Source organism: Citrobacter sp. Cpo045 (assembly GCF_030332875.1).
GTDB classification, from domain to species: domain Bacteria; phylum Pseudomonadota; class Gammaproteobacteria; order Enterobacterales; family Enterobacteriaceae; genus Citrobacter; species Citrobacter portucalensis.
Map to the genome: position 1 here is coordinate 512,105 of NZ_JAOWGZ010000103.1, position 25,372 is coordinate 537,476.

General features: G+C 52.2%; 20 protein-coding genes. 9 read left to right on the forward strand and 11 right to left on the reverse strand.

The window, feature by feature from the left end; genetic code table 11:
• The first annotated feature begins 168 nt into the window (after positions 1-168).
• On the forward strand, positions 169-1,005 hold the full coding sequence (fghA, locus tag OGY13_RS18475; RefSeq protein ID WP_213752769.1) for an S-formylglutathione hydrolase: 837 nt from the start codon (positions 169-171) through the stop codon (positions 1,003-1,005).
• A gap of 279 nt (positions 1,006-1,284) precedes the next feature.
• Entirely contained in the window at positions 1,285-3,270 is a 1,986-nt protein-coding gene (locus tag OGY13_RS18480; RefSeq protein WP_213752770.1) for a ligand-gated channel protein, read from the forward strand.
• A gap of 72 nt (positions 3,271-3,342) precedes the next feature.
• Here the strand turns inward: OGY13_RS18480 and lysP are convergent, their stop codons facing one another.
• Positions 3,343-4,812, reverse strand: a complete 1,470-nt coding sequence (gene lysP / locus OGY13_RS18485; protein WP_003834517.1) for a lysine-specific permease — start codon at positions 4,810-4,812, stop codon at positions 3,343-3,345.
• A gap of 193 nt (positions 4,813-5,005) precedes the next feature.
• Positions 5,006-5,887 (reverse strand): DNA-binding transcriptional regulator YeiE, encoded by an 882-nt coding sequence (yieE, locus tag OGY13_RS18490; RefSeq protein WP_003834519.1) that lies wholly within the window; start codon positions 5,885-5,887, stop codon positions 5,006-5,008.
• 119 nt (positions 5,888-6,006) lie between these two features.
• Between yieE and OGY13_RS18495 the strand changes: the two genes are divergently transcribed.
• Together OGY13_RS18495 and nfo are read left to right on the forward strand one after the other, a co-directional pair.
• Positions 6,007-7,056: a YeiH family protein gene (locus OGY13_RS18495; protein WP_008785269.1), complete on the forward strand. Its 1,050-nt coding sequence runs from the start codon at positions 6,007-6,009 to the stop codon at positions 7,054-7,056.
• A 71-nt stretch (positions 7,057-7,127) separates the two neighbouring features.
• Positions 7,128-7,985, forward strand: a complete 858-nt coding sequence (gene nfo, locus OGY13_RS18500; protein WP_032944004.1) for a deoxyribonuclease IV — start codon at positions 7,128-7,130, stop codon at positions 7,983-7,985.
• 32 nt (positions 7,986-8,017) lie between these two features.
• Here the strand turns inward: nfo and hypT are convergent, their stop codons facing one another.
• Positions 8,018-8,929, reverse strand: a complete 912-nt coding sequence (gene hypT, locus OGY13_RS18505; RefSeq protein WP_020996669.1) for a hypochlorite stress DNA-binding transcriptional regulator HypT — start codon at positions 8,927-8,929, stop codon at positions 8,018-8,020.
• Positions 8,930-9,282: 353 nt separating this feature from the next.
• Here hypT and cuyB point away from each other — a divergent pair, with 353 nt between their 5' ends.
• Both cuyB and OGY13_RS18515 read left to right on the forward strand, forming a co-directional pair.
• Positions 9,283-10,002: a cysteate racemase gene (gene cuyB / locus OGY13_RS18510; protein ID WP_048234902.1), complete on the forward strand. Its 720-nt coding sequence runs from the start codon at positions 9,283-9,285 to the stop codon at positions 10,000-10,002.
• A 75-nt stretch (positions 10,003-10,077) separates the two neighbouring features.
• Positions 10,078-11,376: an anaerobic C4-dicarboxylate transporter gene (locus OGY13_RS18515; RefSeq protein ID WP_008785273.1), complete on the forward strand. Its 1,299-nt coding sequence runs from the start codon at positions 10,078-10,080 to the stop codon at positions 11,374-11,376.
• A 107-nt stretch (positions 11,377-11,483) separates the two neighbouring features.
• On the opposite strand, the gene fruA is transcribed toward OGY13_RS18515, so the two are convergent.
• The 3 genes from fruA to fruB are packed head-to-tail and all read right to left on the reverse strand — an operon-like array spanning position 11,484 to position 15,257.
• The gene (gene fruA / locus OGY13_RS18520) at positions 11,484-13,172 is read right to left on the reverse strand and encodes a PTS fructose transporter subunit IIBC (protein WP_213752771.1); all 1,689 of its coding nucleotides are present in this window, start codon (positions 13,170-13,172) and stop codon (positions 11,484-11,486) included.
• A gap of 16 nt (positions 13,173-13,188) precedes the next feature.
• Complete coding sequence (fruK, locus tag OGY13_RS18525) at positions 13,189-14,127, reverse strand: 1-phosphofructokinase (protein WP_003834544.1); 939 nt, start codon at positions 14,125-14,127, stop codon at positions 13,189-13,191.
• Positions 14,127-15,257, reverse strand: a complete 1,131-nt coding sequence (gene fruB / locus OGY13_RS18530) for a fused PTS fructose transporter subunit IIA/HPr protein (RefSeq protein WP_003834546.1) — start codon at positions 15,255-15,257, stop codon at positions 14,127-14,129. Before fruB ends, fruK begins: the two co-directional genes overlap by 1 nt.
• 368 nt (positions 15,258-15,625) lie before the next feature.
• Here fruB and setB point away from each other — a divergent pair, with 368 nt between their 5' ends.
• On the forward strand, positions 15,626-16,807 hold the full coding sequence (gene setB / locus OGY13_RS18535; protein WP_213752772.1) for a sugar efflux transporter SetB: 1,182 nt from the start codon (positions 15,626-15,628) through the stop codon (positions 16,805-16,807).
• Here the strand turns inward: setB and OGY13_RS18540 are convergent.
• Positions 16,804-17,058 carry a YkgJ family cysteine cluster protein gene (locus OGY13_RS18540; RefSeq protein ID WP_008785278.1) on the reverse strand — a complete coding sequence of 85 codons (255 nt, stop codon included), beginning with the start codon at positions 17,056-17,058 and terminating at the stop codon, positions 16,804-16,806. The two genes, setB and OGY13_RS18540, sit on opposite strands and share 4 nt — an antisense overlap.
• A 157-nt stretch (positions 17,059-17,215) precedes the next feature.
• Between OGY13_RS18540 and yeiP the strand changes: the two genes are divergently transcribed.
• Positions 17,216-17,788, forward strand: coding sequence for an elongation factor P-like protein YeiP (gene yeiP / locus OGY13_RS18545; RefSeq protein WP_003027452.1), 573 nt, complete (start codon positions 17,216-17,218; stop codon positions 17,786-17,788).
• A 319-nt stretch (positions 17,789-18,107) separates the two neighbouring features.
• On the opposite strand, the gene torD is transcribed toward yeiP, so the two are convergent.
• Genes torD through torC form a run of 3 tightly spaced genes read right to left on the reverse strand, consistent with a single transcriptional unit; the run spans position 18,108 to position 22,371 of the window.
• Entirely contained in the window at positions 18,108-18,740 is a 633-nt protein-coding gene (gene torD, locus OGY13_RS18550) for a molecular chaperone TorD (RefSeq protein WP_008785279.1), read from the reverse strand.
• On the reverse strand, positions 18,730-21,228 hold the full coding sequence (gene torA / locus OGY13_RS18555; protein ID WP_079934545.1) for a trimethylamine-N-oxide reductase TorA: 2,499 nt from the start codon (positions 21,226-21,228) through the stop codon (positions 18,730-18,732). The genes torD and torA overlap by 11 nt, the downstream gene beginning before the upstream one ends.
• 9 nt (positions 21,229-21,237) lie before the next feature.
• A complete protein-coding gene (gene torC, locus OGY13_RS18560; RefSeq protein ID WP_048224633.1) occupies positions 21,238-22,371 on the reverse strand; it encodes a pentaheme c-type cytochrome TorC in 1,134 nt (377 codons plus the stop codon).
• Between the two features lie 165 nt (positions 22,372-22,536).
• Between torC and pdxR the strand changes: the two genes are divergently transcribed.
• On the forward strand, positions 22,537-24,009 hold the full coding sequence (gene pdxR / locus OGY13_RS18565; protein WP_213752773.1) for a MocR-like pyridoxine biosynthesis transcription factor PdxR: 1,473 nt from the start codon (positions 22,537-22,539) through the stop codon (positions 24,007-24,009).
• Positions 24,010-24,054: 45 nt separating this feature from the next.
• On the opposite strand, the gene uxuA is transcribed toward pdxR, so the two are convergent.
• On the reverse strand, positions 24,055-25,245 hold the full coding sequence (uxuA, locus tag OGY13_RS18570; RefSeq protein WP_048215901.1) for a mannonate dehydratase: 1,191 nt from the start codon (positions 25,243-25,245) through the stop codon (positions 24,055-24,057).
• Positions 25,246-25,372: the final 127 nt, after the last annotated feature.

Genomic DNA, 25,372 nt, shown 5'->3' on the forward strand with positions numbered 1-25,372 from the left:
TTTCACTTGTCGTTCAGCCCGGTGACGTCGAGTGTTAATGTAAAGTTATATAGATGATGAAGTATGTTTGCTCAATGCGGAAGTGAAAGTTACTCACAGTGCTATGAATAATCTGTATTATGATGAGTTCGCAAACACATTCAGGTTCAACACAACAAGGAGCCACGCATGGAAATGCTTGAAGAGCACCGCTGTTTTGAAGGCTGGCAGCAACGCTGGCGTCACGACTCCGCCACGTTAAATTGCGCCATGACCTTCAGTATTTTTCTTCCACCACCCCGTGATAACGCCGCGCCTCCGGTGCTGTACTGGCTGTCGGGCCTGACCTGTAATGATGAAAACTTCACTACCAAAGCAGGCGCGCAGCGCATTGCCGCTGAGCTGGGTATTGTTCTCGTGATGCCGGACACCAGCCCGCGCGGCGAGCAGGTTGCCAACGATGATGGCTACGATTTAGGTCAAGGGGCCGGATTTTACCTCAATGCCACCCAGCAGCCGTGGGCAACGCATTTTCGTATGTATGACTATTTGCGTGATGAGCTTCCGGCACTGATTCAGTCGCAGTTTAACGTCAGCGATCGCTGCGCCATCAGCGGACACTCCATGGGCGGTCACGGCGCGTTGATTATGGCGCTGAAAAATCCCGGGAAATACACCAGCATTTCCGCCTTTGCGCCGATCGTCAATCCTTGCCGCGTTCCGTGGGGCGAGAAGGCGTTTAGCGCTTATCTGGGTGAAGATAAATCACAGTGGGCCGAGTGGGACAGTTGCGCGTTAATGTTGGCCAGCAAGCCCGCAGATGCGATTCCGACGCTAATCGATCAAGGCGACAGCGACCAGTTTCTTGCCGATCAGCTGCAGCCCGCGGTACTGGCCGAAACTGCCCGTCAGACCGCATGGCCAATGACGCTACGCATCCAGCCAGGTTACGACCACAGCTATTACTTTATTGCGTCGTTTATTGAGGATCACCTGCGCTTCCATGCCCAGTATCTGCTGAAGTAATTCCTGAGTTGAGGGCGGAAGCCCTCTTCATTTCTCCATCATTCCTTCACTTTTTCTCCTTTTTTCTTCCCCAACTATCTTATTGATTAAAAAAGCATTTCACTCCAAATCATATCAAACACAAATGATTTCTATTATCATTTGTGTTTACAAATATTCATACTTTTGTACAATCCCCCCGCTTCTTTACTGAAAAGAGTCCTTAAAAGACAAATACATACAATTGTCATGGCCTTTCACATGACGCGCAGTTTGATTCATTTAAATGGAATGATACAAATGACTATACCTCACGTTAAGGCTGTAGCTGCCGCAGTATGCGTCGCCTGCCTCCCATCACTCGGCCATGCCGCTGAACAAGACACCGTGGTCGTTACCGCTACCGGTTTCGAGCAGAAAATTCAGGATGCCCCGGCTTCAATATCTGTTATTACCAAGCAGCAGATTGAGGACAAAGCCTATCGAGATATCACCGATGCGCTAAAAGATGTCCCAGGCGTCGTTGTCACTGGCGGGGGGAGCAGCAGCGATATCAGTATTCGCGGTATGGCTTCGCAATACACGCTCTTCCTGGTCAACGGTAAACGCATCAGCACCCGCGGTACACGTCCTAACAGCGACAACTCAGGTATTGAGCAAGGTTGGCTGCCGCCGCTGGAATCCATCGAGCGTATCGAGGTAATCCGCGGCCCGATGTCATCCCTTTACGGCTCCGATGCGATGGGCGGCGTCATTAACGTCATCACCAAAAAAGTGTCGAATACTAAAGCCTGGACCGGCTCTTTGCACGGCGATGCCACTTTCCAGGAAGACAGAGACTCCGGCGATATTTACCAGACCAACGCCTATGCGTCTGGACCACTGATTGACGGATTACTTGGCGCGAAGGTGACCGGATTATTCTCCCACCGCGCAGAAGATGAAATCGTAAATGGCTACAATGAACAGCGTATGCGTAGCGGGGGATTAACCCTGAACTTTACGCCAGATGATAAAAACGACATCGATTTCGATTACGCACGTGAATTGCAGGATCGCGACAGTACGCCAGGCAAATCCATGGCAGAGGAAAACTGCCGTAACGGAAGCTGTAAGCCCAACAGTAAAAGCGAAAACAAGTATGTGCACACCACGTACTCAATAACCCACAGCGGTTATTACGACGACTTCAACTCCACCAGCTATGTCCAGCAGGAAGAGACCGATAACCCCGGTCGCCAGATGAAGTCCTACAACACGATTTTCAATAACCAGAACCAGGTCTTCATTGGGGCGCACACCCTGACGTTGGGCGGACAATACCGTTATGAAAAACTACGCGATAACGGCAACCAGCTGCAAGCTGCTGATGGACTGAACAAACTGACCCGCTGGAGCTGGGCGCTGTTTGCTGAAGATGAATGGGCCGTTACCGATACCTTCACGCTGACCGGCGGTCTGCGTATGGATAAGGATGAAAACTACGGTGACAACTGGACGCCACGCGGCTATGGCGTATGGCATCTGAGCGATCAGTGGACCTTAAAAGGTGGCGTTTCCGCAGGCTATCGTGCACCGGATCTGCGCCAGTCTTCTGCCAGTTGGGGACAGGTTACCGGCGGTGGTCGTCTGAACGGAATCATTGTCGGCAACCCGGATCTGAAACCGGAGAAAAGCCTCAGCGAAGAGATCGGTTTACTGTGGGATAACGGCAACAACCTCAACGCAGGCGTTACATTGTTCAATACCGACTTTAAAAACAAAATCACCGAAGTTCGCCGTTGTAACAGCAGTTCCGATCCGGCCTGCACCATCGGCGGCACCCATTATGACTTCGTCAGCGATCGCGTTAACGTCGATAAAGCCAATATGCGCGGCGTAGAATCCACCTTCGGCTGGAAAATAACCTCCGACGTCAACTGGACTGCGAACTACACCTACACGGAATCTGAGCAGAAAAGCGGTCAGTTTTCTGGCCAGCCGTTGAACAAAATGCCGAAGCATATGTTTAACACGACGCTGGACTGGCAGGCTACGCAGGATCTCGGTTTCTGGAGCCGTCTGAATCTGCGCGGGAAAACCTCTGAATACCTGAGCCGAACCTCTATGGCACAGGGCACCCCGTCCTATACTCAGGTCGACGTTGGTTTACGTTACTATGCTACCAAGGATCTGTTGATGACCGCTGGCGTGTATAACGTGCTGGATAAACAAATCGATTACGATACCTACGACACCGTCCTTGATGGACGTCGTTACACGGTTGGCATGACTTACAGCTTCTAAGTTAGGCGCAATAAAAAACCCCGGCACTCATCATGCCGGGGTTTTGTTTTTTCTGCCGTATCTGGTTAAGAATTACTTCTTCACGCGACCCGGGAATTTCATTTCGCTGTAGCGAACAAAACGGGTTCCTTTGGTCAGCTTATAGCCAAACCAGATAATCAGGAACAGCGGGATACCGATATAGGTAGCCATCACGCCGCCCCAGTCAATGCTGTCTTTCAGGAACGCTTCGTAGTTCTGACCCAGGGTGATAATCAGGCACAGCACAAAGGCGAAGATCGGACCCAGTGGGAAGAAGCCAGAACGGTACGGCAGATCCTTCACATCGTGACCCTGAAGCACATAACCGCGACGGAAGCGATAGTGGCTAATAGCAATCCCCAGCCAGGCGATAAAGCCCGTCATCCCGGAAGTATTCAGCAGCCACAGATACACGGTCTGGTTGCCAAACATTGAAGTCAGAAAGCACAGCCCCGCCACCACGGTGGTCGCATACAGCGCGTTACGCGGTACGCCGCCACGAGACAGTTTGCCGAAAATACGCGGTGCTTTACCGTCACATGCCAGGGTATAAAGCATACGCGTGGAGGCGTACATCCCGGAGTTACCTGCCGACAGCACCGCCGTCAGGATAACTGCGTTCATCACCGCTGCCGCAGACAGCAGACCCGCATGCTGGAATACCAGCGTGAACGGGCTAACGCTGATATCTTTTACATCGTTACGCAGCAGGCTTGGATCGGTGTACGGAATGATCAGGCTGATAATCAAAATCGCGAACACATAGAACAGCAGGATTCGCCAGAATACCTGACGTACCGCACGTGGAATGTTCTTTTCAGGATCTTCAGATTCGCCAGCCGCGATACCGATAAGCTCTGTCCCCTGGAAGGAGAAGCCGACGATCATCGCCACGCCAATCATCGCAGCAAAACCACCGGCAAACGGTGCATCACCGGTCGTCCAGTTGCTCCAGCCCACCGGCTGAGCGCCTTTGAAGATACCGAAAATCATCATCACACCAACCACGATGAAGATAATGACGGTGGTAACTTTGATCAGTGAGAACCAATATTCCGCTTCACCAAACCCGCGAACGGAAATGTAGTTCAGCAGGAAGATAACGCCGAGGAACAGCGCACTCCAGATCCAGCCCGGCGTGTCCGGGAACCACCAGCTCATCACCAGCTGTGCGGCCACCAGGTCAACGGCAATCGTTACCGCCCAGTTGTACCAGTAGTTCCAGCCCAGCGCGAAGCCAAAGCCCTCTTCTACATAGTTCTGACCGTAGGTGGAAAACGAGCCGGAAACCGGCATATAGGCAGCCAGTTCACCGAGGCTGGTCATCAGGAAGTACACCATCAGACCGATCAGAATATAAGAGAACAACGCGCCGCCTGGACCCGCTGCAGAAATAGTTGCACCAGATGCAACGAAAAGACCTGTACCGATGGAGCCTCCAATGGCAATCATCGTCAGGTGACGCGCCTTCAGTTCACGACGTAGCGTGGGCGCTTCTGTGGTTTTAGTTTCGGAAACCATGTGAAAATGCTATCCATCCAAAAAATGAGGCGCGATTGTAGCAGACGAAATGGCATTCTTCCGGCACAAATACGCTGTTATAAGAGACCTTCATGACTGGCCGCGGATTATAAGTAAAGCAGAAAATATGCGGCGCACAGCGGTTAAGATATAACCGCCGTTCTACAGAGATGACCTTACGACTGTAAGCGCCCTATTCGCCCAGCTCGACCTGGTCGCTGTAATGCAAAAATCGCGTAATGGCATTGGAGATGTGTTTTTGCCTGTGATGCACGCGCCAGAGAGTGCGGACTAAACGCGGCAGCGGCACGGGAACTTCGCTCAGCGTTCCCGCCTGCAGCTGCTCCGCAATGACCCGACGCGACAAGCAGCTGATCCCGAGACCATGGCGTACCGCATGCTTAATGGCCTCTGAGTTACCCAACTCCATTGCCATCTGAAATCTCGGCAGATGAGACAACAGCAGGTAATCCACCAGTTCACGCGTACCGGATCCTCGCTCACGCAGGATCCACGGCGAAGCCGCCAGCTGTTCCAGCGTAACAGGCCCCTTTGTGAGCGGTGACGACGGTGCGGCAAACACCACCAGCTCGTCTTCCAGCCACGGTTCAGAGATAATTTCAGTACTGTGACACGGCCCTTCGATCAGCCCAATGTCTACCCGAAAATCAAGCACAGCATTGATCACATCCTGACTGTTACCCACGCTCAGCTCGAGCGGCAAATCAGGAAAATCCTGCCGATAACGGGCGATCATAGCAGGCAAGATATAGTTACCAATGGTGCTACTGGCATAGACCCGAATGGCACCATTATCTTCGCGAAAAAGCTGCTCGATTTCGGTCGTTTGCTCAAGTAACGCCAACGCTCGTGGGTAGAGCAAACGCCCGTGCTCATTGACCACTAGCCGTTTGCCGACGCGGTCAAACAGTTGCACGCCGAGTTGCCCTTCCAGATCGGTAAGTGCCGCACTCACCGCCGATTGCGACAATGCCAGCATGACAGACGCCTGGGTCGTTGAACCGCTTTTTAGTACCTCAGCAAACACTTCAAGTTGTCGCAAGGTGATATGCATAGTCGTTTTCCACCGGATATCCGTTACTTACCACTTATAGAGATTAATTATAAATATATAATCAATTTTATTTTTAAACCACTTCGCCGTACTCTTTTACCCAGATAAAGGAGAAGGATATGACAGAACTCACCTTGCAGACTCATCGTCGTACAGCGTGGCATTTTATTCCGGGGCTTGCCCTGAGTGCAGTTATCACTGGGGTCGCCTTATGGGGTGGATCTATTCCCGCCGTCGCAGGTGCCGGGTTCAGCGCCCTCACCTTAGCAATCTTGTTGGGGATGGTCCTCGGCAACACCGTCTATCCGCACATCTGGAAAAGCTGTGACGGCGGCGTGCTGTTTGCTAAACAACATTTATTACGTCTGGGGATTATCCTCTACGGTTTCCGCCTCACCTTCGCGCAAATTGCTGACGTCGGCGTCAGCGGTATCGTGATTGATGTGTTAACGCTGAGCAGTACCTTTTTGATTGCCTGCTTCCTGGGGCAGAAAGTGTTTGGTCTGGACCGCCACACCAGTTGGCTGATTGGCGCGGGGAGCAGCATTTGTGGTGCCGCCGCCGTGCTGGCAACCGAGCCGGTAGTGAAAGCGGAAGCCAGTAAGGTAACCGTCGCTGTTGCCACCGTGGTGATCTTCGGTACCATCGCTATCTTCCTGTATCCGGCAATGTATCCGCTGCTGGCACACTGGTTTAGCCCAGAAACCTACGGCATTTACATTGGTTCCACCATGCATGAAGTAGCACAGGTAGTGGCTGCCGGGCACGCCATTAACCCGGATGCAGAAAACGCCGCGGTTATTGCCAAAATGCTGCGTGTCATGATGCTGGCACCGTTCCTCATCCTCCTGGCCGCACGCGTTAAACAGTTGTCTCCGGCTACGGGCGGTGAGAAAAGCAAAATCACTATTCCATGGTTTGCCATCCTGTTCATTGTGGTCGCGATTTTTAACTCGTTCCACCTGCTGCCGCAGTCGGTTGTGAACATGCTGGTAACGCTGGATACCATTTTGCTGGCAATGGCGATGGCTGCACTGGGGTTAACCACTCACGTTAGCGCACTGAAAAAAGCCGGTGCCAAACCGTTACTGATGGCCCTGCTGCTGTTTGTCTGGCTGATTGTCGGTGGTGGTGCGATTAACGTCGCTGTCCACGCCCTGATGGCATAAACGATCACGACTCACCTCCATTAACCCGCTATACTCTCCCTTTTTGTATTTGAGTATGGCGGGTTAAATTTATGAAATATATCGGAGCGCACGTAAGCGCCGCTGGCGGTCTGGCTAACGCCGCTATTCGAGCCGCAGAAATCGAAGCGACCGCATTCGCCCTGTTCACCAAGAATCAGCGCCAGTGGCGTGCTGCGCCGCTAACCACCGAAATCATTGATGATTTCAAATCTGCCTGCGAGAAGTACCACTACACCTCCGCACAAATCCTGCCTCACGACAGTTACCTGATTAACCTCGGTCACCCGGTCAGCGATGCGCTGGAAAAATCGCGTGATGCGTTTCTTGATGAAATGCAACGCTGTGAACTGCTGGGCTTATCCCTGCTGAACTTTCACCCGGGCAGCCATTTGATGCAGATCCCGGAAGATGAATGTCTGGCGCGCATTGCCGAATCCATCAACATCGTCCTCGCTCAGACCCAGGGCGTGACGGCAGTTATCGAAAATACCGCCGGACAAGGTAGTAATCTGGGATTCAAGTTTGAGCACCTGGCCGCCATTATCGACGGCGTCGAAGATAAGTCCCGTGTTGGCGTTTGTATTGATACCTGCCACGCTTTCGCGGCGGGGTACGATTTGCGTTCCGCAGAAGAGTGCGAAAAGACGTTTGCGGAATTTGAACGTATTGTCGGTTTCAAGTATCTACGCGGTATGCACCTGAACGACGCCAAGAGCGCGTTTGGCAGTCGCGTTGACCGTCATCACAGCCTGGGTGAAGGCAATATTGGCCATGATGCCTTCCGTTGGATTATGCAGGATAATCGTTTTGACGGTATTCCGCTGGTACTGGAAACCATTAATCCGGATATATGGGCCGAAGAGATCGCCTGGCTGAAAGCCCAGCAAACAGAAAAAGCAGTGGCGTAACGATCCCCGCGCGCCAGACAAGCTGGCGCGTATCAAGTGAGCGTAACCAGATCCTCTGGCATATGGTTGTACAAAATCCGCCAGAAATGCTCAGCCGTTTTATTCAAACGGGTATCCATTCGGTAAATATAGGCCTGAATTGGCACCATCAACTCCGGCGTGTCCAGACAAACCAGGCGCTTATCCCGTAGTTCGTTCACGATCGTCCACGCTGGCAGCCAGGCGATACCATGACCATCCAATGCCATATTCTTCAATAGCTCACTCATCGAAGACATAAACAGCGTACGCGCTGAAATACTGCCCACCTCCGCCAGGTGACGGTTAACCAATCTTCCCATGTAGGAAGTGCTGGTATAGTTCAGAATCGGCACCTGCGGCTGATAGATATCAAACAACGCCTTACCCTGTGCATCCGCAGCACAGACGGGATACAGCTCAGACTCAAAAACCTTCAAGCCGCAGAAAGGTGACTGCATTAAGTCTTCATCGCGAAAGGAGATAATGAAATCACTTTTCCCTTCGCGCAATGTATTCACCGCCTGGACTACATCAATCGCTTCGACGTGGTAAACAAACTCCTCGCCCCATGCCGACATTGAATGTACTAATCTGGGCAACATCGTCAGCGACAGAGAATGTGCCGCCGCTATTTTGATATTGGGAACGCCAAGCAGATTGTGACCGCTTAGCTCATCTAAATTGCATTCCAGCTGTTGTAGCAGGCTACGGGTCTGCGAATGGAATAACTTACCCTCCTCCGTCAGCTGCAGTGGACTTGTCGTACGGTCAAACAGCAGCACCCCAACAGCGGATTCGAGCGCCTTGATCCGCCGACTAAATGCCGGTTGGGATAGGTTGCGCTCCTCTGCGGCCTGAGAAAAATGACGACACGCTTCCAGCGTCAGAAAATCATATAACCATTTTGTCTCGATATTTTTCATGCCTGTCACGCGGATGTTTAAATATGTCGATTAGTCTTAAGCATCATGCCTGAATATTCCCGGTGATGATATTCAACATCAGCATCTGGTGATTCGTTTTTTGCATAATACCTTCGTTTTTGACATTAACATGTTTCTTTACCCATCGACCACGACCGCTCATCCACCGCGTAATGTCGGGCCTCTGGCTGATTACCGGCCTGCTGAGGTGGTAAAAGACATCACACTCATGCGTTTTTTGCATTGAACCAAACATTATTGCATTTCTCCTCACGACACTCTGCTGTTAAACATAAGCACCAGATAGACACCAGCTCTGAATATTAAATATCGGTAAATTAGAGGTATATATCGTGAAAGGTTTAATTGGCGTACTTGGTGGTATGGGGCCTGCTGCAACCGTCGATCTTTTTAATAAATTCGTCACCTTTACCGCAGCACAACGCGATCAGGAACATATCCCATTAATTATTTCATCCATCCCTGATATTCCAGACCGAACTGATGCGTTAATGCATCATGGTCATTCCCCACTTCCGGCAATGCGTGATTATATGCACAAACTGGAAGATGCTGGTGCGGAGTGTATTGTGATCCCCTGTAATACCGCCCACTTTTGGTTTAATGAATTAAAAGAGTGCTGTCATACAGAGTTACTCAGTATCGTTGAAACAACCATGAATGAGGTCAAAAACTGCGGAAAATCACGTATCGGTTTACTTGCTACTAACGCCACCCTTTACATGGGACTCTACCAAAAAGGCATAGAATCTCTTGGTTTAACCTGCATCAGTCCTGATTCATCCGGTCAGGAAAAGGTCATGGAAAGTATTTATTGCTTAAAAGCCGGCGACCTTAAGCGGGCACAAACGCTGATGAATGAACAGGCTGAAGTGCTCTTCTCACGCGGCGCACAAATCATTGTACTGGGATGTACTGAAGTCCCCGTCATTCTTGCCGAAGCAGTCAGAAAGTCTCCAGATAAATATATTGACTCAACCGGATCATTAGTTCGCGCCGGTATTAAATGGTACGAAAAACGAGTTGGCAAACATCATCTTCTGGCGCAATAACAGCCGTCACCAGATTAATAAAGCATTAAACAACCACTTATTTTAATAACAAATTATTCTCTGGCGGAGGCCATTATGGTTTGGTTAGAAATTATCGTCGTGTTGGGTGCAATATTTTTTGGTATCCGCCTCGGCGGAATAGGTATCGGTTTATGCGGTGGTCTGGGGCTGGCTATTTTAACGTTGGGATTTGATCTGCAAATTGGCTCGCCACCCGTTGACGTTATCCTCATTATTATGACAGTTGTCGTGGCAGCATCGGCGCTACAGGCCGCAGGAGGTATGGATTATCTGGTTCGCGTTGCCGGTAATTTCATGCGGCGTAACCCCAAATATATCAATATTATTGCACCGATTATCACCTGGTCGATGACCATTATGGCCGGAACAGGGTTCATTGTATTTTCTACCCTGCCAGTGATTGCCGAAGTCGCCAAAGAGTCAGGTATCCGCCCTTCTCGTACGCTCGCCGGATCCGTAGTCGCCTCTCAGGTGGCGATATCCGGTTCACCGATCAGTGCCGCAATGGCGGCTATGCTGACCATTATGGAAGGCAACGGTATCACTTTTATTCAGGTCATGGCGGTATGTCTGCCAGCTTCGTTTGTCGCCGCGATGGTTGCCGCTTTTATCGCCTCACGTCAGGGATGCGAGCTACAGGATGATGAAGTCTATCTGGAACGCCTGCAAAAAGGATTAGTGCGTAAATATGAAGGGCAAAACAGCACTACGCCGGGTGCCAAACTCTCAGTCGCCCTGTTTATGCTGGCAACGGTCGTCATCGTTATTCTTGCCGCCTGCCCGCAGCTACGCCCTGGATTCGATGCAGGCAACCCAATGAATACCCGGGATATCATCATTATCTGTATGTTGGCTGCCGCTTGCCTGATGGTGGTGTTATGCAAAACATCAACCGATGCTATTGTCCTGACATCCACGTTTCGATCAGGGATGAGTTCACTGGCGGTCATTCTCGGGATTGTTACACTGGGAACGACCTTCATTGATGCCCACTTAGCGGAGATTAAGGATATCGCAGGCGATATTCTACGGGCTTATCCTATGCTGTTGGCACTGGTGTTGTTTGGTACCTGCGCGCTTCTCTACTCGCAAGGCGCCACCACGCCGCTGATCATCCCTCTGGCCGTTGCGCTCGGCGTGCCTACATGGGCAATTCTGGCCTCCTATGTGGCGGTAACCGGGGTGTTTGTTCTACCAACATACCCGACTTCGCTGGCGGCAATGGAGTTCGACACCACAGGGACAACGCGCGTGGGCAAGTATGTCTTAAACCATCCGTTTATGCTGCCAGGACTGGGTGGGATCATTGCTGGCGTTGCCTTTGGTTTTATCATCGCGCCAATGATTGCCTGACCCGTTTTATTAAGGCTGGATGGATTATTGTGGCGATGCTGCAACGGTATAGGTAAAAACATAAAAAAAGGGGCAGAGAATTCTCTGCCCCTGGTATCGACGTTAAATCAGGCCGCCTTTGCCACAACCTCAGCTTCCGGGCGCTTCAGCACCGCGTAGGAGAGACCGGCTACCAGCGTACCGGCAATAATTGCCAGCAGGTATCCTAACACCGGCGTGATTGCGCCTGGGATTAACAGGACAAACAGCCCGCCGTGTGGCGCCATCAGCTTCGCACCCACCGCCATCGAGATAGCCCCGGTAATCGCACCACCAACGATACAGCAAGGCAGAACGCGCATTGGGTCACGGGCAGCGAACGGGATTGCCCCTTCGGTGATAAAGCACAGGCCCAGTACCAGAGCAGCTTTACCACCTTCCTGCTGCGCTTTGTCGAACTTACGACGCGCAACCAGCGTTGCCAGACCCAGAGCCAGCGGAGGTACCATACCCGCAGCCATAATGGCTGCCATAGGCGCATAAGTTTGCGTACTCAGCAGACCCACACCGAAAGCATACGCCGCCTTGTTAACCGGACCACCCATGTCGGTACACATCATGCCGCCAAGAATCGCGCCAAGCAGCACCGCATTGGCCGTACCCATGGTTTGCAGCCAGTGAGTCAAACCTTCCAGAATACCCGCCACCGGTTTGCCGATCAGGTAAATCATGGCCAGACCAACCACCAGGCTTGAGAACAGCGGAATGATCAGGATCGGTTTCAGCGCTTCCATACTCTGCGGGAGTTTCAGCTTCGTGCTGATAAGCTTCGCCACATAACCGGCAAGGAAACCAGCAATAATACCGCCAATAAAGCCGGAACCGGTGCTTACCGCCAGCATACCGCCGATAAGACCCGGCGTCAGACCCGGACGGTCAGCGATGGAAAACGCGATATAACCTGCCAGTACCGGCACCATCAGCGCGAAGGCTGAACCACCGCCAATCTGCATCAGCGCCGCCGCCAGCGTCCCCTGCTCTTTAAACGCTTCGATACCAAAAGCGAACGAGAGTGCAATACACAGACCGCCAGCAACCACCATCGGCAGCATGTAAGAGACGCCCGTCAGCAGGTGACGATACGCCCCCGCGCTCTCTTTCTTACTTTCGGTTGCTGAAGTCTGCGCTTTACCGCTTGGCTGGTACGGTGTTGCTTCTTCCAGCGCTTTGTCCAGCTCCTGCTTGGTTTTCTTCAACGCAAGACCGGTAGAGGTGCGGTACATCGGTTTGCCGGCAAACTTCGCCAGATCAACTTCAATGTCAGCGGCCACAATCACCAGATCAGCCTGAGCCACTTCTTCCGGCGTAATGGCATTACCTGCACCAACAGAACCTCGGGTTTCAACCTTCACCCACCAGCCACGTTTTTTCGCTTCTGTTTCAATCGCTTCAGCGGCCATAAACGTATGAGCAACACCGGTCGGACACGCCGTCACCGCCACCACGCGTTTTGGACCACTGCTGGCCACAGGTGCTGTTGCAACCGGGGCGCTGTAGGGTTTTGCATGGCCTTTAGCTTCGCTGAGGAAGAGTTCAGGATGCGCAACCGCACGACCAATGTCGCCCAGCCAGACTTTTTTGCCGTTCAGCGAACTGTCGGCAGGAAGCGTATCGCCCAGAACAATTGCCAGTTCGGCATCATTCGGATTATCAATAATTTCCAGATGTGCTTTCTGTGCCGCCGCTCCAAGCAGGGTTTTCGCCATGTAAGCGCGAGCCTGGCCGAGATTAGCGTCAATAATCAGCAGCGTTTTCATTATGCCTCTCCTGCTGTCAGTTAAACGGTTTTAAGTCGACACGCGCCATCATTGCGGCCAACTGAGGACGATCGGTAATGCCTACATTACTTTGGCTTACCGCCAGGGCGGCAACAGCCGTCGCCAGACGCAGGGTATGTTCGCTGGACTCACGCATCAGCAGACCGTAAATAAGACCGCCAACCATTGAATCACCCGCGCCGACGGTGCTGACCACCTCAACTGACGGCGGTTTAGCAATCCACTCACCTGAGGCGTTAACCCACAGCGCACCTTCCGCGCCGAGTGAAATCACCACATGAGCGATCCCCTGTTCACGCAGCGCATGCGCCGCTTCAATCACATCTTTCATTTCCGGCAGCTTACGACCGGCCCAGATTTCCAGTTCGCGACGGTTTGGCTTCACCAGCCATGGTGCCGCTTTCAGACCTGCTACCAACGCTTCACGACTACTATCAAAGATAATGCAAGGACACTGACTACGCAGGCGCGTCATCCAGTCGGTGAAGGCTTCCGGGCTCACGCCGGTTGGCAAACTGCCGCTGACGCACACCATATCGAACTGGCCCAGCCAGCTCAGCGAATCATTCACAAAGCGTTCCCAGTCAGCCGGGGTAACTTCAAAACCAGAGAAGTTGAAGTCAGATACTTCACCGTCTTTTTCGGTCAGCTTGACGTTAATACGGGTACGACCCTGCACGACCTGAAAACGGTTGGCAATGCCCAGCTCGCTGAACAACTGCTGAAAACCATCCTGGTTGTCTTTACCCAGGAAGCCACCCACAGTGACATCGATACCTAAATCCTTCAAAACCTTAGCGACGTTGATCCCTTTCCCTGCCGCATGCAGACCGGTGGTTTTAACCAGGTTCACTTCACCGCGTTCAATTTCCGGGCAGAAACCCACCAGGTCGTAGGCCGGGTTAAGGGTGATAGTAGCAACACGTCTGCTCATTACGCGCCCTCCCCAAGACCTGCCGCGATGGCTTCGCCAATCGCCTTCAGCGCCTGTTCAGCATCTTCACCCTGTGCAGTAAAGCGCAGGTGATGTCCTTTCTTCACGCCTAACGCCACAACTTTCATCAGACTGCGTCCATTCGCCGGCTTGCCGGTTCCATCAAGATTTGTCACGGTAATTTCACTGTTAAATTGTTTAATCGTATTCACCAGCATGGTGCCCGGGCGGGCATGTAAACCATGCTCATTGCGCACAATAAATTCGGCGCTCAGTACATCATCAGTTAAGGCGTCATCGCTGGTCAGCAGCGCCAGCACCGTTGCCGCATCAGCTTTCAACAAACGGTCAGCTTTATTATTCAGCAGCAGATCGCCAAGGCGCTTCAGCACCGCAACCGGTTGATCGTCATTCATGGCGACGGTCACCAGCAGGGCTGCCGCTTCACCTTGTACATCGAACGCTGTTGCTGCACGGCTGACCGCAACGGCGCTACGCACGTTACCTTCAGCACAGTCATTCAGCCAGATCCCCTGACCAAGATTCATCGGCTGCTCATTGATTGCTCTGGCTACAAAGGTGGCGTCAACCGCACCGACTTCTTTCAGCCGCGCCGCGTTGAGTGCCTGCAGCGTCACCAGCGAGTTGGCCACGACATCCAGCGACAGCGTTTCGTTATCAAGCTTCAGCTGTTCACTTTGCTTTTCACCCATCAGCAGCGCACGCAGTTCTTCCGCCGTGGTCGCAGATTTCAGCTGTTCAGCGACGGAGTCATCGCTCAGCACGTGTGTCAGCTGACGCAGTAAACCGAGGTGTTCATCAGAGCTTGCGGCGATACCGATTGCCACATAAGCAACCTGCCCTTCGCCCCAGGTCACGCCCTGTGGAAACTGAAATACCTGCACACCGGTTTTCAGTACCTGATCGCGCGTGTCCGTCGTACCGTGAGGAATCGCAATACCGTTGCCGAGGAACGTGGACGTCTGTTGTTCGCGCGCCAGCATGCCATCGACGTAGCCTTCCGCGACGTTACCCGCCTGCACTAAGGCAGCGGCAACCTGGCGAATAGCCTCTTCTTTATTCCCGGCCTGTTCGCCCGGGTGAATATCCTGAACAGATAACTGGAACATGATTCTCCTCTCCCGCTGAATTGAAACGATTCAGCCAACATGAGAAAAAAGGCGCCACCCGACTCCATCAGCTAAGGCAAGATGACGCTGAAACGTTTCAAGAAGTCTTGCTCTTTTTTCTTCAGCACACAAGTAAAGTTGACAAATTACTTGCTGAATTTAGAGATAACGCACATTTTCTCTGCGAAGGAGTAAAAAATGCTGACGCAAAAACGCCGTCAGCTTGTCAGATTCAGCAACGTCAGCAAACAGCATTCTTTGACTGAAATGCTATTTTGATTTTTGATGCCGATTTTGATTTGGCTCCCTGTTTATTTTCTGACAAGCGGCGTAAACTCCGCGTCTCTTCACATCATTGATATCAAAACATGCATAACACCCCCGTAGCCGCCACACCCAAGGCGTTTGATTTAACGTCTTCGGCGTTCCTGCTTGTCGCATTTCTGACGGGTATCGCCGGTGCGTTGCAGACGCCAACGCTCAGCCTTTTTCTGACGGATGAAGTCCACGCCCGTCCCGGCATGGTTGGGTTCTTTTTTACCGGAAGCGCTGTGATCGGTATTCTGGTAAGTCAGTTTCTGGCCGGACGTTCAGATAGAAAAGGCGATCGCAAGAACCTGATTGTGTTTTGCTGCGTGCTGGGGATGCTGGCCTGCATGCTGTTCGCCTGGAACCGTAATTATTTTATCTTGCTGTTTGTCGGGGTATTCCTCAGCAGCTTTGGATCGACCGCCAACCCGCAAATGTTTGCTCTCGCCCGTGAACACGCCGACCGCACAGGTCGGGAAGCCGTCATGTTCAGCTCAATATTACGTGCGCAGGTTTCGCTAGCCTGGGTAATTGGCCCGCCGCTGGCCTACGCGCTGGCCATGGGATTCAGCTTTACGGTGATGTATCTCAGCGCGGCGGTGGCGTTTGTTGTCTGCGGCGTAATGGTCTGGCTGTTTTTACCCTCAATGAGTAAAAACGTGCCTCTCGCGACAGGCGCAGTTGAGGCCCCGCGCCGCAATCGACGCGACACGTTGCTGCTGTTTGTTATCTGCACATTAATGTGGGGAACCAATAGTCTCTATATCATTAATATGCCGCTGTTTATCATCAACGAACTGCATCTGCCGGAAAAACTGGCTGGCATCATGATGGGCACCGCAGCCGGACTGGAAATCCCAACCATGCTGATTGCTGGCTATTTTGCAAAGCGTCTGGGTAAACGTCTGTTGATGAGAATTGCCGTCGTTGCCGGATTCTTCTTTTATGCCGGTATGCTGCTGGCTCACTCTCCGGCGATATTGCTTGGCTTACAGCTGCTGAACGCGATTTACATCGGTATTCTCGGCGGGATTGGTATGCTCTATTTCCAGGATCTGATGCCGGGACAGGCGGGTTCAGCCACCACCCTCTATACGAATACCATTCGCGTGGGCTGGATTATTGCCGGATCGCTGGCGGGGATTGCCGCTGAAATTTGGAACTATCACGCGGTGTTCTGGTTTGCACTGGTGATGATCGTCGCCACCGTCGTGTGCCTGACGCGCATCAAGGACGTTTAAGGCGCGGTTAGCGCTTCAAGCTCGATGAGATAAACCATGGCCTGGTGCGTCGTCCGCCCGCACATTTCCGCACTGGGCTGTAAACCGCCGCACACCTTTGGTCGTAGCGGCGACGCAAAAATTTTGCAACGCAGGGATTCATCCAACTGAACGCAGGGCGTATTAGCGGGCTTGCCATCAGGCATACCGGGGATGGGACTGGAGATTGAAGGCGCGGTGCAGCATGCACCACAATCCGGACGGCATTCCATACAGTACTCTCTTTATCGTAAACCATCGGATTGTGCGGGAAGGGCACAGTACCACCTTTTTTGCACCAGCAAAAGCATGAATTCCGCTTGCCTGAATGCCCCGGCGCGAGTAGTTTTACGCGATATTTTAGACACTCCCCACTACAGGATTTTTTCGATGCCAAGAGCGAACGAAATTAAAAAAGGTATGGTACTGAACTACAACGGCAAGCTGCTGATTGTAAAAGATATCGATATTCAATCACCGTCTGCACGTGGTGCTGCCACGCTGTACAAAATGCGTTTTTCTGATGTGCGTACCGGTCTGAAAGTTGAAGAGCGCTTCAAAGGCGACGATATCGTCGATACCGTCACTCTGAGCCGTCGTGGCGTTGATTTCTCCTACGTCGATGGCAACGAATACATCTTTATGGATAAAGAAGACTATACCCCGTATACCTTCACCAAAGACCAGATTGAAGAAGAGCTGCTGTTCATGCCGGAAGGCGGTATGCCGGACATGCAGGTACTGACCTGGGACGGCCAACTGCTGGCGCTTGAACTGCCGCAGACCGTAGACCTGGAAATCGTTGAAACTTCACCGGGGATCAAAGGTGCTTCAGCGAGTGCGCGCAACAAGCCAGCAACCCTGAGCACCGGTCTGGTGATCCAGGTTCCTGAGTATCTGAGTGCGGGTGAAAAAATCCGTATTCATATCGAAGAACGTCGCTATATGGGCCGTGCAGATTAAGCTCCTGTCGTTACAGGTGAACCAAAGATAATGACATGTTGTCTCTGGCAAAATGTTCCGTTCACTTTAGTGATATCACTTCTCTGAAACGATACTGCCTGTGAACGTGTTAAGGGTACTATCGCCGTACCCTTAACAATGCCGCCGGGAGCCTGGGTTGCAAGGGAGGCGGCGGTGAGCCTCCCTTGCACGTTCACGGGTATCTGCGCTTCAGAGAAATGACTCCGCTGAGGTGAACGGAACCCTATGCCGCAATAAAATATGCTCCATAATGCTTAACTGACTGGCATTACAACGCAGGCTGTCCCTTTTTTCATTTTCAGCGCTGGCTGCTGAAATAAAAATCATCCATCAGCAATGACTCCAGATACTGTTCATCCTCTTGCATAAAACGCACTATCAGATTCACCGCCTGAGGATAAAACCCCTCGTTATCCCGCACCAGACAAGCGTCGCGAAATAACGGTGCCCAGCACAGAATATGATGATGCAAAAAGTAATATTGCGCCGATAGCCTCTCCTCTTTAGCAACCATCCTCGCCATTAATGCCAACTGCACAGCAATATGATCGGAGGGCTCATTCTCTCGCGCTGCCAGACCTTGCTCAATCAGCAGCACATTCATTTGCCGACGTTCTTCTGCCGCTGTCGTGTGTGGATAGTGCCCTGCATAGGGAGAAACACTAGCCGGCGGGGCCAGCAGAAACAGCGAGGCAAAATCTGCTGCCAGCTCCAGCTGTCGGGAGTCGCGCCGCAAAACCCGGCCCAGGCTACGCTCAAAACGTTTAACCTCGGCAGACACTCCAGGAACCGCCGCCAGTGAGGCAATCCAAGCCTGGCTATCGCCGTTTTCCAGACTGGCGAGCTGTTTTTCATCCAGCTCACGAAATAGCAGTTGCGAAAACCACTGGTACACAGCTGCCCGCTGCTGATGAATTTGCTTATGCTGCACTGGTCCCCTCCTCTTTCACAATCTGCGGACCACCGAAAGCCGTCACCTGCGGGGCTTTCTGCTGATAACGCTCGACCTCCACCAGCACGGTATGCGCTGAAGGCCCCTGGGCCAGCTGTGAAGTGCCGATATCCGCGCTCAGCACGTTCGGGTCGCCATAAGTGCATAATGTCCCGGCTTTCCCCCCTTCCTGCGGGGAGTACCACGCGCCTTCATGAATACGGACCACGCCAGGGGAAAAATCCGGACTGACAACTACGCCAGCCAGTACCTGACCACGAGCGTTGAAGACGCGGGCGATATCACCGGCTTTTAAGCCACGAGCGGTGGCATCCTGTTCACTGATATAAAGCGGTTCTCTTCCGGCAACCGCATAGGTGTTGCGAAACGCCTCGCTAGAGCACAGTTGGGAATGCAGACGTTTATCCGGATGGCAGGATTGCAGATGCAGCGGGTATTTATCTTTTTTGCCGCTATGGGTACGCTCAAAGGGTTCCATCCACACCGGATGCCCCGGACAATCCTCATAGGCAAAGCCCGCGATGGTTTTGCTGTAGATTTCAATCAGACCTGACGGCGTTCCCAGCGGATTCAGGTCTGGCTGGTCGCGAAACTCGCCGTGACGTACCCACGGCTGACCCGGCGGATATTCAATATATCCGTCACCCTGCCAGAACGTTGTGAAATCCGGTAATGAGACGCCGAGCGATGCCCCCATCTTCACGCCTTCGTCATAAAGCGCCTGTATCCACTGCATTTCATCACGGTTTTCACGGTACACCGCTTCCTTGTCAAAGCGCTTACACAGCCCGGCAAATACATCAAAATCATGTCGCGCTTCATATTGCGGTTTGACGATCTGATGCAACGCCATCAACCCTTTATTCGAATGCGTACCGAACTGCTCAATATCGTTACGTTCAAAGCGGGTGGTAACGGGCAGGACGATATCGGCAAAACGGCACGACGCGGTCCATTGGTGATCCAACACCACCACGGTTTCCAGCTTCTTCCACGCGTCGATCATGCGATTCCTGTCCTGCTGCGCATGAAATGGATTCGCCGCGCTGTAGATCGCCATTTTGATGTCAGGCCAGGTTAACGTCTCGCCGTTAAAGGCAACCTTTTTGCCCGGCTCAAGAAGGCAGTCAACGATACGCGAAGTGGGGATATGCTCCGATACGCCGCGAAAATCCGCGTTGTACTTTGCCTGCGGGGGATTCGTGATCCCTCCCAGCCCAGAGAGCACAGGCCCGGCGGATGTTACCGTACCACCGCCGTTGTAGTGCCAGCCAAATCCTACCCCGCCGCCGGGCAAACCAATTTGACCGACCATGCTGGCCAGCACCACCAGCATCCACGGATACTGCTCACCATGGTGCATGCGTTGTACGCACCAACCGCCCATAAACTGTGTCCGGCCTTTCACCAACAGGCGGGCGAAGTCTCGGATCTGCTCTGCCGTCAGGCCGCAGATTTCTGCCGCCCATTCGGCATTTTTCGGCTGTTTATCGGTTTCGCCCAGCAGATACGGCAAAAACTGCTCAAAGCCGACGGTGTAATCGGTAATAAACGCCGTGTCGTACAGTTTTTCTTCGTACAAGGTATGCGCCAGCGCCAGCATTAACGCGACATCGGTTTGTGGCCGCAACGCCAACTGCTCGCAGCCAAGATAGTTTTGCGACTTGCTACGCACCGGATCAACACTGATAACGCGCATCTTACCCTGCGCTACCGCCTCTTTAATCTGCTGCCAGTAGCCAAACGCATCGTGATCGGGAACCAAAAACTCGATCTGCAGGTTCTTGATCGGATCGCAGCCCCACAGCACGATGGTATTGCTGTTTTGAATCACCAGCGGAAGCGACGTCTGCTGCTCATAAACTTCCAGCGAACCAATCACATGCGGTAAAATGACTTGTGCCGCTGCCGCAGAATAGTCGCCGACGGTTGTCACATAGCTACCATGCAGGCCAAGTCCCCGATCCATCGCCCCGCCCGCTTTATGGTATTTGCCCACCATTTGCCAGTCGGCAAGCCCGGTAAATACGCCTGATGAGCCATAGGTTTTTTGCACCCGCTCCAGCTCTTCGTAAAACAGATCCAGCGCCTGATCCCAACTGACCCGAACAAAACGGTTATCTCCGCGCTGACTGCGATCTGACTTCTCACGCTTACGCAGCCAGTCAAGACGCACCATCGGGTAGCGTACCCGCGACGGGTTGTAGACCACTTCACGCACCGCGTTCAGCATATCGCAGGGGTATTTGTCATGTTTGAACGGACGGGTTTCGGTCCACTCACCGTTGACCACTTTGGCTTCAAAAGCGCCATAGTGCGAACCAGATTGGATCCACTGCTCGGGATTTTCCCCCGCCGCCCACACTTTTGATATCAGCGGATTAGGCGCCAGTGCGCTGGCAGCCCCCACCGCCAGCATTCCGTTGAGAAAACGGCGGCGGGACGGATTAAAGTCATGAATATCCATACATTATCCTTACTTTTTGTTGGTTTCAGACACATCGCTGGCGTGGGTCTGGAGGTATTTCAACAACGTACGTTCCTCCACCGGATTAAGCCGGTAATAGGTCGACATGGCTTTCAGTCCGGCGATCCAGCCGTTAGCGGTATATCGGGTTGTAGGAGGAGTGCTATGACAGGCACTACAGGTGGATTGCAGCATTTGATCTGAGTATTCCCAGATTGGCGCAAGCGTGTTGATAAAGTCCTGATCGGTGGTCCAGGCGGTGACGCTCACATGCTGCCATTCCTGATGTGAGTCAGGATCGACCTGGGTTTGAAGCACTTTTACGTTCGCCATCAGGGGCTCATCGAGAACGGCGGAGAAAACGCGTTTCCCCATATACTGAGTGATCACCCGTCCACGCCCTTTGCTTTCTCGCCAGCCCGTGATTTCGAGTTGCACGTTACTGCCTTCTTTTTTCAGCACCTTGACCTCGGTAGCAGGAAATAACAGCGCCTTCCCGACCGGACTCCCTGCCGTTGCCGCCAGTGATTTTTCGCTTAATGAAAACAGTGTGGTCGCATCCGTTGGCGTATCTCCTTGACGCTGTAGCTGCTTATAGCGATCGCGAAAACCGCTGCTCATATCGGGTTTGTGATGGGCTATTCCTTTGTGACAATCGATACAGTTACTGTCTTTTGCTGCCGCTGCGGTCATTTGCGCAGCCGCGTTTGCCGATTGCTTGCCATGATCCATTGCCTCATAGCTATGGCAGGATTTACACGCCGCTGAATTATTCGCGCTCATGCGTGCCCACTCCCGCTGAGCCAGCTCCGGGCGTTTGGCAGCAAACTTTTCAGGAGTATCGATAGAAGGAGAAATAAAGGTGTGATAGAGGTCGTTTAAGGCTTCAGTTTTACGAACAAGCGTTGGAACAACGCCCGGGGGAATATGACAATCCTTACACTCAGCCCGCACGCCAGATGCGTTACGAAAATGCACGCTGGTTTTATATTCCTCTCCAGCCGTGCGCATCGAGTGACACGATAAACAAAATTCGGTGGTACTGGTGTAATGAACGCCTTGCCACGTTCCCCAAATAGCCAGGGCCATTGCCACCGCCCCAGCCAATACGCACCACAATGCGTTCTTTCTTATCCACGACATGCTTGCCTCCATTTTTTTAATAGCGACACGCTAAGGGATAATAAAAATAAAAAATAGAGACAGCGATGGCAAGCTATAGGAACAGCCGCTACTCCATGAGGTGTATCAAATAGTAAAAACGAGAAATTCGTAATATAGTGGCTATATATTAATAAGGAATTCCTCATGCTTACATTAACGCTCAATAGAGAACTCCGCACTCCGCTGCAATTGCAAATTTTTCAATTTTATTTCCAGGCTATTCAGCGGGGAGATTTGCTTTGTGGCGATAAGCTTCCCTCTATTCGCGAGCAGGCTCAGGTATTGAACGTAGCCAAAATAACGGTAGTGATGGCCTATGATAAGCTTATGGCTGCAGGGTTAATCAAGAGCCGACACGGCATCGGCTATGAAGTGATATTCACCACGCCTGTACGTATAACACCAACGCATGTGCCCATTACCCAAGGTTCTCCGCCGACAAAACCTAAAGCTGCCGGAGTCTCAACCGATGTTTACGCCGAGCCTGGACGAGAGTGCTACTGTCGGATGGGCGTCCCCGATCCCAACGCTTTTCCCTGGTCAAGCTGGCGGAAATGGAATAATGCTCCAAGCATACTTAAAGAACAATTATTTACTCGATACCATTCACCAAGTGGATTATTTTCACTGCGTGAGCAATTGGTCAGATACCTTAATTTATCCCGCGGAATTAATACCCGAGCAGAGAACATCATCATTACCAACGGGATTCAGGAAGGATTATCACTGCTCAGCCAAATATTTATTATTCATCATGCCGTCAGTCAGCAAAAAAAGTGCCATATTGTGACCGAATCCCCTTGTTATTCTGGCGCATGGCATCTTTTTAATTATTACGGTGCAGACATTACGTCAATTGCTGTAGATAACCACGGGCTGCAAACAGATAATTTACCCGAGTATGAAACCCAGCTTTGTTATGTTACTCCAGCGCATCAGTATCCGATGGGAAGCGTGCTTTCACTGGAGCGCCGTCAGTCATTATTAACGTGGGCGCAACGCGTCGGCGCTTACATCATTGAAGATGATTACGATGCCGTTTTTACCTATGGGGAAAATCCCCTTCCCGCGCTGAAAGCCATGGATTATCACAACCGGGTTATCTACATGGGGACATTTTCTAAAACGCTGGGGCCAGGCGCACGGCTTGGCTATCTTATTTGCCCTGATGAACTGCTTCCGGCGGTACAGAATATGAAAGCGCTCAATAACAACGGCAGTCAGTGGTTGTTGCAGCAATTTTTGGCCGAACTGATGCAAAACCAGGTGTTCTATACGCATATCAGCAAGCTGGCCTGCAGCTATGCGACGCGCCTCACCCTGTTACGCGATGGCCTTTCCACTCTGTTTCCCGAAGGGAAAATCGCTGGCGCAACGGCAGGTCTGCACCTCTCGTTACGCATTGCCAGACACGCAGAACTCATCACCAGGTTGCAGCAATGCTGCCTGTTGGCCGGGATCCGTTTCGACACTCTGCCGGATATAGAAAATGGATCAGAAGCCGCATGGCGCAAAGAGAACAGCGATGCTGTTATGTTTTTTGGGTTTGGTGGATTGCAGATACAGCAGATCAATAAAGTGCTGACAGTGCTGGAGCAGGCGCTCGCGCAGCCTTGATGAAAAACAGGGATCGCGCCTGTCGCGCAATCCCTGTTGTTAGACTTACAGCAGATCGCGGAACTGCGTTTGTTTCAGCGCCAGCTCAACGCCACGGACTTCTGCCAGGCCTTTCAGGCGGCCAATCGCAGAGTAGCCCGGGTTGGTTTTCTTGTGCAGATCGTCAAGCATCTGGTGTCCATGATCCGGACGCATCGGGATAGGACGCAGGTCGCCCGCTTTTTTACGCCGCTGCTCTTCGCTCAAAATGGCAGCCACCACCGATACCATATCCACATCGCCCTGCAGGTGCGCACCTTCATGGAAGGTTTTCGGGTTATCTTCACGACAGGTTGAGCGCAAGTGCGTGAAGTGGATTCGATCGCCAAAGGTTTCGATCATTTTCACCAGATCGTTATCAGCGCGCACGCCGTAAGAACCGGTGCACATGGTGAAACCATTATTAATGCTATCGACCGTTTCTTTCAGCCATTGCATATCTTCAATAGTCGAAACAATACGCGGCAGGCCGAGGATCGGGCGCGGCGGATCGTCAGGATGCACGGCCAGACGTACGCCGACTTCTTCTGCCACTGGCACAATCGCCCGCAGGAATACCGCCATATTATCGCGCAGATCGTCCTTGCTGATGCCGTCGTATTCAGCGAGACGCGCACGGAACTGATCCAGCGTATAGCCCTCTTCTGCACCAGGCAGACCAGCAATGATATTGCGGGTCAGCTTTTCAATTTCTGCATCGCTCATGGCATTGAAGTAGTCCAGCGCCTGGCGTTGTTCTTCGGCGGTATAATCCGCTTCAGCTCCCGGGCGTTGCAGAATGTGAAGTTCGAAGGCCGCAAAAGCAATCTGGTCAAAACGCAGCGCTTTGGAACCATCCGGCAGCTGATATTCAAGGTCGGTACGCGTCCAGTCGAGGATCGGCATGAAGTTATAGCACACCGTATCGATACCACAGGTCGCCAGATTACGGATACTCTGCTGATAGTTGGCAATCCACGTTTGATATTGACCTGAACGCGTTTTGATATCTTCGTGGACAGGGATACTTTCCACTACCGACCAGGTCAGCCCTTTTTCAGCCAGAATGGCCTGACGCTGCTGAATTTCTTCTACCGGCCACACTTCACCGTTAGGAATATGGTGCAAGGCGGTCACAACACCCGTTGCGCCAGCCTGACGCACATCATCAAGCGATACCGGATCGTTAGGTCCGTACCAACGCCAGGTTTGTTCCATTGTTTCACCTCACAAGTTGTTATACCAAATTAAATCATCTTAATGACGACTACCATACAGGCATCCGTCAACTGATCAACACATTGCCGATGATTGGTTGATCAAGCTCACATTCCCCGGATAAATG

Excerpts from the sequence above, each read along its gene's own strand:
- pdxR (WP_213752773.1), top strand. The coding sequence starts at position 22,537 with ATGCTTACATTAACGCTCAATAGAGAACTCCGCACTCCGCTGCAATTG.
- OGY13_RS18480 (WP_213752770.1), top strand. The coding sequence starts at position 1,285 with ATGACTATACCTCACGTTAAGGCTGTAGCTGCCGCAGTATGCGTCGCC.
- fruK (WP_003834544.1), bottom strand. The coding sequence starts at position 14,127 with ATGAGCAGACGTGTTGCTACTATCACCCTTAACCCGGCCTACGACCTG.
- OGY13_RS18515 (WP_008785273.1), top strand. The coding sequence starts at position 10,078 with ATGGTTTGGTTAGAAATTATCGTCGTGTTGGGTGCAATATTTTTTGGT.
- fghA (WP_213752769.1), top strand. The coding sequence starts at position 169 with ATGGAAATGCTTGAAGAGCACCGCTGTTTTGAAGGCTGGCAGCAACGC.
- lysP (WP_003834517.1), bottom strand. The coding sequence starts at position 4,812 with ATGGTTTCCGAAACTAAAACCACAGAAGCGCCCACGCTACGTCGTGAA.
- fruB (WP_003834546.1), bottom strand. The coding sequence starts at position 15,257 with ATGTTCCAGTTATCTGTTCAGGATATTCACCCGGGCGAACAGGCCGGG.
- yieE (WP_003834519.1), bottom strand. The coding sequence starts at position 5,887 with ATGCATATCACCTTGCGACAACTTGAAGTGTTTGCTGAGGTACTAAAA.
- uxuA (WP_048215901.1), bottom strand. The coding sequence starts at position 25,245 with ATGGAACAAACCTGGCGTTGGTACGGACCTAACGATCCGGTATCGCTT.
- yeiP (WP_003027452.1), top strand. The coding sequence starts at position 17,216 with ATGCCAAGAGCGAACGAAATTAAAAAAGGTATGGTACTGAACTACAAC.
- nfo (WP_032944004.1), top strand. The coding sequence starts at position 7,128 with ATGAAATATATCGGAGCGCACGTAAGCGCCGCTGGCGGTCTGGCTAAC.
- OGY13_RS18540 (WP_008785278.1), bottom strand. The coding sequence starts at position 17,058 with ATGGAATGCCGTCCGGATTGTGGTGCATGCTGCACCGCGCCTTCAATC.
- setB (WP_213752772.1), top strand. The coding sequence starts at position 15,626 with ATGCATAACACCCCCGTAGCCGCCACACCCAAGGCGTTTGATTTAACG.
- torC (WP_048224633.1), bottom strand. The coding sequence starts at position 22,371 with ATGTCGTGGATAAGAAAGAACGCATTGTGGTGCGTATTGGCTGGGGCG.
- hypT (WP_020996669.1), bottom strand. The coding sequence starts at position 8,929 with ATGAAAAATATCGAGACAAAATGGTTATATGATTTTCTGACGCTGGAA.
- torA (WP_079934545.1), bottom strand. The coding sequence starts at position 21,228 with ATGGATATTCATGACTTTAATCCGTCCCGCCGCCGTTTTCTCAACGGA.
- fruA (WP_213752771.1), bottom strand. The coding sequence starts at position 13,172 with ATGAAAACGCTGCTGATTATTGACGCTAATCTCGGCCAGGCTCGCGCT.
- OGY13_RS18495 (WP_008785269.1), top strand. The coding sequence starts at position 6,007 with ATGACAGAACTCACCTTGCAGACTCATCGTCGTACAGCGTGGCATTTT.